Origin of the sequence: Bradyrhizobium sp. NAS80.1, from assembly GCF_001908205.1 — a bacterium.
Taxonomy (GTDB): domain Bacteria; phylum Pseudomonadota; class Alphaproteobacteria; order Rhizobiales; family Xanthobacteraceae; genus Bradyrhizobium.
In genome coordinates this window covers 1-6847 of sequence record NZ_LGHL01000197.1, presented here as the reverse complement: position 1 = coordinate 6847, position 6847 = coordinate 1, and the positions used below count along the sequence as shown (strand labels likewise).

At 59.9% G+C, this 6847-nt stretch carries 6 protein-coding genes; 5 read left to right on the top strand and 1 reads right to left on the bottom strand.

What is annotated here, in order from left to right; all coding sequences use genetic code 11:
- A partial coding sequence (locus AC629_RS35310) for a molybdopterin-dependent oxidoreductase (protein WP_168195662.1) occupies positions 1–171 on the top strand: 171 nt, incomplete at its 5' end.
- Positions 172–410: 239 nt separating this feature from the next.
- Here AC629_RS35310 and AC629_RS35305 read toward each other — a convergent pair.
- Positions 411–1409, bottom strand: a complete 999-nt coding sequence (locus AC629_RS35305) for an aldo/keto reductase (protein WP_084809376.1) — start codon at positions 1407–1409, stop codon at positions 411–413.
- Between the two features lie 859 nt (positions 1410–2268).
- Between AC629_RS35305 and AC629_RS35300 the strand changes: the two genes are divergently transcribed.
- The 4 genes from AC629_RS35300 (at position 2269) to AC629_RS35285 (ending at position 6609) form a co-directional block, all read left to right on the top strand.
- A complete protein-coding gene (locus tag AC629_RS35300; protein ID WP_084809375.1) occupies positions 2269–3660 on the top strand; it encodes an ABC transporter substrate-binding protein in 1392 nt (463 codons plus the stop codon).
- Between the two features lie 135 nt (positions 3661–3795).
- Positions 3796–4833, top strand: coding sequence for an ABC transporter ATP-binding protein (locus tag AC629_RS35295; protein ID WP_084809377.1), 1038 nt, complete (start codon positions 3796–3798; stop codon positions 4831–4833).
- Positions 4830–5762 (top strand): carbohydrate ABC transporter permease, encoded by a 933-nt coding sequence (locus tag AC629_RS35290; RefSeq protein ID WP_084809374.1) that lies wholly within the window; start codon positions 4830–4832, stop codon positions 5760–5762. The genes AC629_RS35295 and AC629_RS35290 overlap by 4 nt, the downstream gene beginning before the upstream one ends.
- 1 nt (position 5763) lies before the next feature.
- Positions 5764–6609 carry a carbohydrate ABC transporter permease gene (locus AC629_RS35285; RefSeq protein WP_084809373.1) on the top strand — a complete coding sequence of 282 codons (846 nt, stop codon included), beginning with the start codon at positions 5764–5766 and terminating at the stop codon, positions 6607–6609.
- The last annotated feature ends 238 nt before the right edge of the window (positions 6610–6847 follow it).

The following is a 6847-nucleotide window of genomic DNA, read 5'->3' as shown; positions in this document are numbered from 1 at the left end:
AAGTACGATGGAGAGGTCCTGCCGCCGAAATACGGTTTTCCGATGCGCCTGCGCATTCCGACCAAGCTCGGCTTCAAAAATCCAAAGCACGTCATCGGGCTTGCCGTGCTCAACAACTACACCGGCGGCTACTGGGAGGATGAAGGTTATAACTGGTTTAGCGGGCTTTAAACCGGAGAGGCCGCCAACGCCTGTGATGTTTCAGCAAGCCTTCCCGAAGAACTGATGTCGGCATCGGGTCAACATGCGAAGAACTCATCCTGAGCAAATCTAGTCCGCTCCACCCCACTGAACCGACTTCAAAGACGTGCGCCGCCAATTCGCTGATGGGCCAGACTCGGAAGTCATCGCCTTTTAAATTGAAGGCGGTTGAGCTCTAGCTGCAATCGTGGATGGGCCAACCTGGGCAATTATCGTGGTTCGCCAGAGAATTCCTGCCACAGTGCCGACAGCCGGTCGAATGCAGCTCGCGGTAGTGGGCCTTTTTGAACCGCAACGAGTGCCTCCTCGAACTGTTGCGGCGTCGCCATACCGACCAAGATCGTGCCCATCGACGGGTGCGACAGCGCAAACCGTGTGGCGGCTTCGGCCAGGCTGGTGGCTAGCCCCTCCTTCACCAGAGGGAGGAGACGCCGTGCGCGATCGACATCGGCACCGTAAGTCATAGCCGATCCAATCGGCTCGGGCGGCGGACCCGCGATCGGGTGACGATCGGCTGAGCCCGACAGTGCGCCACCGGCTAGCACGCGGATGCCCACTACTCCAACGCCGGCCGCCTTGGTGTGATCGAATAATCGTCCGTAATCTTGTGCCGGATAGTTCGTCGGCAATTCCTCGGCGGCAGATGGATTGAGCACGTTGTAGACGACCTGAGCGCTGTCGAAGGCGCGTGAGTCGATCACTTGATGCAGTGTCGCGGTGTCGCCTACTGCCGTAATCCCGAGGAAACGAGTTTTCCCGTGCTGACGCAGGCGCTCGAACGCTGGTACTACGTCGCCGAGCACCTGTTGGACACTCAGCGCCAATCCGCCGCCTGTCTCGGTAATCGGATTGTGCAGGTGAAAGATGTCGACCCGGTCAAGACGTAGTCGCGCCAGACTGCCTTCGAGCGACATCGCTACGGCGTCGGCGATGCGACTGAACTCGCTGGGCAGCAACCGCACTTTGGTGCCGACGGCCACGTTAGCAGGTTTCAGCTTTTGCAAGACTCGGCCAAGGTTCCTTTCTGATTCGCCATTGCCGTACAGCACCGCGGTGTCGAAGTAGTTCACGCCAGCAGCGATCGCCCGCGCGATGGTACGCTCCTGTTCGGCAGCATCGCCGCGTACCATAAGTCCCCCCACTGCGCCGCAGCCGAAGCCCAGCACCGAGAGCTGCATCCCCGTACGCCCAAAGGCCCGCAATTGCATCGTTGTTTCTCCGACTGCATGCAGCGAGCGGCCAAACGGTCACGGCTCCTTCCAGCACCCTGACGAATTTCCGCCGTTGCATGTGTCCCGTAAGAACCGGGCCTTGCGCAGTCTTCTAAGACTAGCACTTTCGACTGCCGGACGCGTGAGAAATGGCTCACATCGTGCCTCAAGTGCTAATCGGGCCAGATATCTTACCGGGGCCTCGCGACCACAAGTGTCCTTGTGGCGCCACAGCGTCGAGCAAGATTTTGGCCTCCCTCAAGTCGGGCATGCCGAAGCCCTTGAACCAGCCGCAGATCGGAGAGAGATCACAGACTCCGGCGTTCCTGCCTCGGTCGCTCCAGGGGCACGCGGCGCGCACCTTGGATGCGGTGCAGCACCTGAGTGTCCAACCTCGTGCGACGGATGTCCTCCACGTCGGCCATTCTTAAGGAGTATTTGTGGCCGTGCTGAAGCAGGAGTACGATAGTACGAACTGCCCGGTGACCTCGTCTTGCCGCTGTTAGGGGAAACGATGGGTTACGCAGGTGCTGTAGCTGCCACTACTTGTCACCTATCCCTGGCCGCGGGCTTGGCTCGCGCTCAAGAGTGGTGGAGCGCGCCGACTGACTTAGGCAGGATTGGGCTGTCGTCAGAGCCAGCTGCCACGACTGGTGGGCGCCTAGTATCGACGTATTCGATCGCAGCCCGAAAAACCATCCTTGGACCAGCTGGTGGCCAGACCAACCAGGAGGTCAGTCCTGGAGAGCGCCTGCCGGCCTAGGGGGCGAGGCACTTACATCGGCGCCCACCACAGTCGAGGAACCAGGCGAAGGCGTTTGCAACGCCAGCGCGCAAAGCCTCACCACGTTGCAATGTGGTTGGTCAGAACAACGACTGTCAGGAGGAGACGAACATGCGGTCAGAACGAGAAATTTCCAGATCATCCGTCACACGACGCGGGTTTTTGAAGCGGGTGGGAGCAACGGCTGGAACTGTGGCTCTGGCGCCGGCGGTTTCGTTGCCGTTCGTGTCTACCGCGCTTGCACAGGCCAAGACGCTAAAGATCCTCCAGTGGAGCCATTTCGTGCCGCAGTACGATAAATGGTTCGATGGGTTTGCAGCGGAGTGGGGAAAGAAGAACGGCATCACGGTGACCGTTGATCACATACCGCATCTGGAGCTACCAGCGCGTGCTGCGGCCGAGGTCTCCGCGGGTGCCGGCCATGATATTTTTGCCTTCAGTGGATCGGGCGGCCCGCATTTGTACGAAAAACATGTCGTCGATCTCAGCAGTCTCGTCAGCGAGGTGGAGAAGAAGCACGGCAAGGTCCATCAGGTCGGTCGCCAGATCGGGTACAACGACGATACGAAGGTCTGGAGCGCCCTTCCGGCCTACTACATCTCGTTCCCCGGCCTTTACCGGAAAGATCTGTGGGACGAGGTCGGGATGAAACCAGATAGCTGGGAAGACATCCGCGTCGGTGGCGCCAAGCTCAAAGCGAAGGGCACCCCGATTGGGATCTCGCTTGGGCACTCCGTCGACCCGAACCTCTCGTACCGCAGCATGCTGTGGAGCTATGGCGCCTCTGAATGCGACCAGACGGGCAAGCGCGTCACCCTCAACTCCAAAGAGACGCTCGAGGTCGTGAAGCTCGTTCGCGCCATTTATAAAGACGCCATGGAACCGGAAGTCCTGTCCTGGGACGATGCCAGCAATAACCGGTTACTGGCATCCGGTCGAGGATCATGGATCCACAACCCGATCTCCGCATACCGGACGATACAGAAGGCCAACCCCGAATTGGCCGACAAGATCCACGTCTGGAAAACGCCGGCCGGCCCTGTGCGTAGGTTGGCATGTGGATCGCCCAACTCCTATGGAGTCTGGCGTTTCGCGCGCAGCAAGGACACGGCAATCGAGTTCCTGCGCTACTGGACTGACAATTGGGTCGCTATCTTCGAGGCGAGCACGGGCTACAATCATCCGCTGTTCGAGAACCTCGTGCCCAAGCCCATGCCGATCTTGTCGAACGATCCAACCTCGCACCCGGCCGACAAGCTGCAGGTGCTGGAGACCGCCGATGAGTGGCACGCCACTTATGGCTATCCGGGACCGGCCGGGCCAGCCTCTGACGAGGTCGCGGACAATTTCGTCATCGTCGACATGATGGCCAAGGCCGCGACCGACAAAGCGACACCAGAGGAAGCGGTCGCCTGGGCACAGAAGGAGACCGAACTGATCTACAGGAAGTGGTCGGCGGCATAACCGCTGCGACCCGCGGGCGAGTGGATAACTGCTCGCCTCGCGGCACATCGATACCGATCGGGCAAGGCAACTGCAGCCTGCCGGCCGTGGAGGGCAGCTTTAGGCGTTCCTTGTTCAAGGATGGAGGAAGTGCAGATGGCCGCGGTTGTTGTCAAAGACCTCAGAAAGGTTTTCGGTGACGTCGCTGCCCTCGATGGTGTCAGCTTATCGGCCCGCGACGGCGAGTTTCTGGTGCTGCTCGGTCCATCGGGCTGCGGCAAGACTACTTTCCTTAGGATCATCGCCGGTCTCGAGCGGCAAACGTCCGGCGACATCCTGATCAATGACGAAATCGTCAATGACATCACGCCGCGCGCGCGTGGCGTCGCCATGGTGTTTCAGAGCTATGGCCTCTATCCCCACCTGACTGTCGCCGACAACATTGCATTTCCGCTGAGGACGCAGGGTACGCCGCGGCCCGACATCAAGCGCAAGGTCGATTGGGCCGCCAGCCTGCTCGGGATCGACCACCTGCTTCACCGGCGTCCCCGCCAGCTTTCGGGAGGCGAGCGCCAACGTGTGGCGCTGGCCCGTGCGCTAGTACGCAATCCAACCGTGTTCCTGCTGGATGAACCGCTGTCCAATCTGGACGCGAAGCTGCGGGCAAGCGCGCGCAGTGAGCTGAAGCAGTTCCAGCAGAAGGTGGGAACGACCACCATTTACGTCACGCACGACCAGGTCGAGGCCATGGGCATGGGCGATCGCATCGCGGTTATCGACCATGGCAAGCTCCGACAAGTCGGAACTCCAAGCGAAATTTACGACCACCCCGCCGACGATTTTGTCGCGAGTTTCCTCGGGACCCCGCCCATGAACCTGGTCGAGCATAACGGTGGACTCTTGGGTTTTCGGCCGGAGCATTTCCTGCCGCGGGAGATGCTCGACGGAGCCGCTCTCTCCGAGCTGCCCTTCCGCATCGATCGCATGGAATATCTCGGATCGGAGCGTATCTTGTACGGCGCATTGGATGGTTTCCAGGCGAAGCGCGAAGTCACGGCGAAGCTGCCGGCCCACGTTCCACTGTCTGGCATCCGCGCCGGTGAATGGCACAAATTTGCGGTTCGGAACGCGGAGCTGCGCTATTTCGATCGGGACGGTCGGCGTATCGTCAGCCCCAAGGAGCAAGCTCGATGAGCGTGACCGCCCAGGCAGCCGCGCCCCGTCGGCTGGCGCGATCGCGATTTACATTCGATCGGCTCGAGGTGCTCGGGCCGCTGTTCATCATCCCCGCGATCCTTTATGTCGTCGTGCTCGTCGGGCTGCCATTCCTGCTTGCCCTATATTACAGCGTCAGTGCCTACAGCATCTTCAATCCGAGCTACACGTTTGTCGGGTTGAAGAACTTCCGCGAGGTCATGGACAGTGAGATATTCCGGCGGACGCTGGCCAACACCCTCATCTTCACAATCAGTGCCCAAATCATCGGCCTGCTGCTGGGCAAGATCGGCGCCATGCTCCTCATGCAGGAGTTCCCGGGACGCCGGCTTGCCCGCGCGCTTATCGTTCTGCCCTGGGCAGTACCGGTGTCACTGGCGACGTTGGCCTGGCTGTGGATGTTCGACTCGCTCTACAGCGTCATCAACTGGACGCTGGTCGCGGCAGGGTTGATCGATGCGGCAAACCGGCCGCAATGGCTGGGGCAAGAGGATCTGGCGATGATTGCCGTGGCGACAGTGCATGCCTGGCGATTGTTTCCTTTCGGCGTCGTGATCTTCCTTGCCGGATTCACGTCGGTGCCGCAGGATGTGCTGGATGCCGCTACGATTGACGGCGCGGGCTTCTGGCGGCGCAACTATCAGATCGTCCTGCCAATGATCGCCCCGATCATCATGATCGCTGTGATCTTTGGCACCGTGTTCACCTTCACGGATCTCAGCGTCGTCTATTTGCTGACGAAGGGCGGACCGATCAACAGCACGCAGGTGCTCGGCTCGCTAGCGTTTCAGGTGGGCATCCTCTCGGGCGATGTCGCTCACGGAGCGGCCATTTGTCTGTTCCTGTTCCCCTTCCTCTTGGTCGCGGTGATCCTGCTCTTGCGGTCGCTGCGGCGGCGGGAGATTTGACATGCGGCGGCTTGCCAGAAAGGTGGTTGGGCAGAGTTCGTTTTATGCCACGGTGGTTACCATCGTTGTATTCGCCGCGTTTCCCTTCTACTGGATGCTGATCACCACCTTCAAGGCGGACGGCGACCTCTACAATCTCAAGTCCATCCCTTATTGGTTCAACGCGCCGCCTACGCTCGAACATCTCAAGTATTTGTTTGAAGACACGCTATTTGTACAGTGGCTGTCCAATAGCGCCCTTATCGGGCTTTGTGTCGTGGCTATCACTCTTCTCGTGGCGCTGCCAGCCGGCTATGGACTAGCGCGCATGCCGGGCCGTAGCGGCGAAAATCTGAGCATCGGCATCTTCCTGACCTATCTGGTTCCGCCGACGCTTCTGTTCCTGCCTCTCGCGCGAGTGGTTACGTTGTTCGGATTGCAGGACAGCATGTGGGCTCTTGTCGTCGTCTACCCCACTTTCACCATCCCGTTCTGCACCTGGCTGCTCATGGGTTTCTTCAAGTCGGTGCCGCGGGAGATCGAGGAGGCCGCGATCGTCGACGGCTGCACTGTCGTGGGGGCATTCGTGAAAACGGTCCTTCCTCTTTCTGTGCCTGCCATTCTGACCGTGGTGATCTTTGCGTTCACGCTAACAGTGCAGGAGTTTGTGTACGCGCTGACCTTCATCTCCTCTTCCAGCGAGAAGCCCGTTACCTTGGGAGTCGCGACAGATTTGATCCGCGGAGATATTTTTTATTGGGGTGAATTGATGGGCGCGGCGCTTATTTCCAGCGTTCCGGTGGCGATCGCCTACAATCTCTTTTTGGACCGCTTCATCAGCGGCATCACGGGCGGCGCGGTCAAATGATCGGCGGGTTTTCGTCCCGCGCTCGGTACGTCCGGCTCCCTCTGCCGCGAGACATCAAGCTGCGAGGTCGATGGAGAATTCAGGCGGGATGACGCGCAATCGCGCAACAGTGCATGTTGGCGCAAGATGTCCGCTAGACTGTATGTCCCCTCCACAAAATGAGGCGACTCACCCTCGATGTTGCAACGAGGGTTGCCCGGATGGACTGGGCAGAGCCTCAAACAAGGAGGGCGAGTCG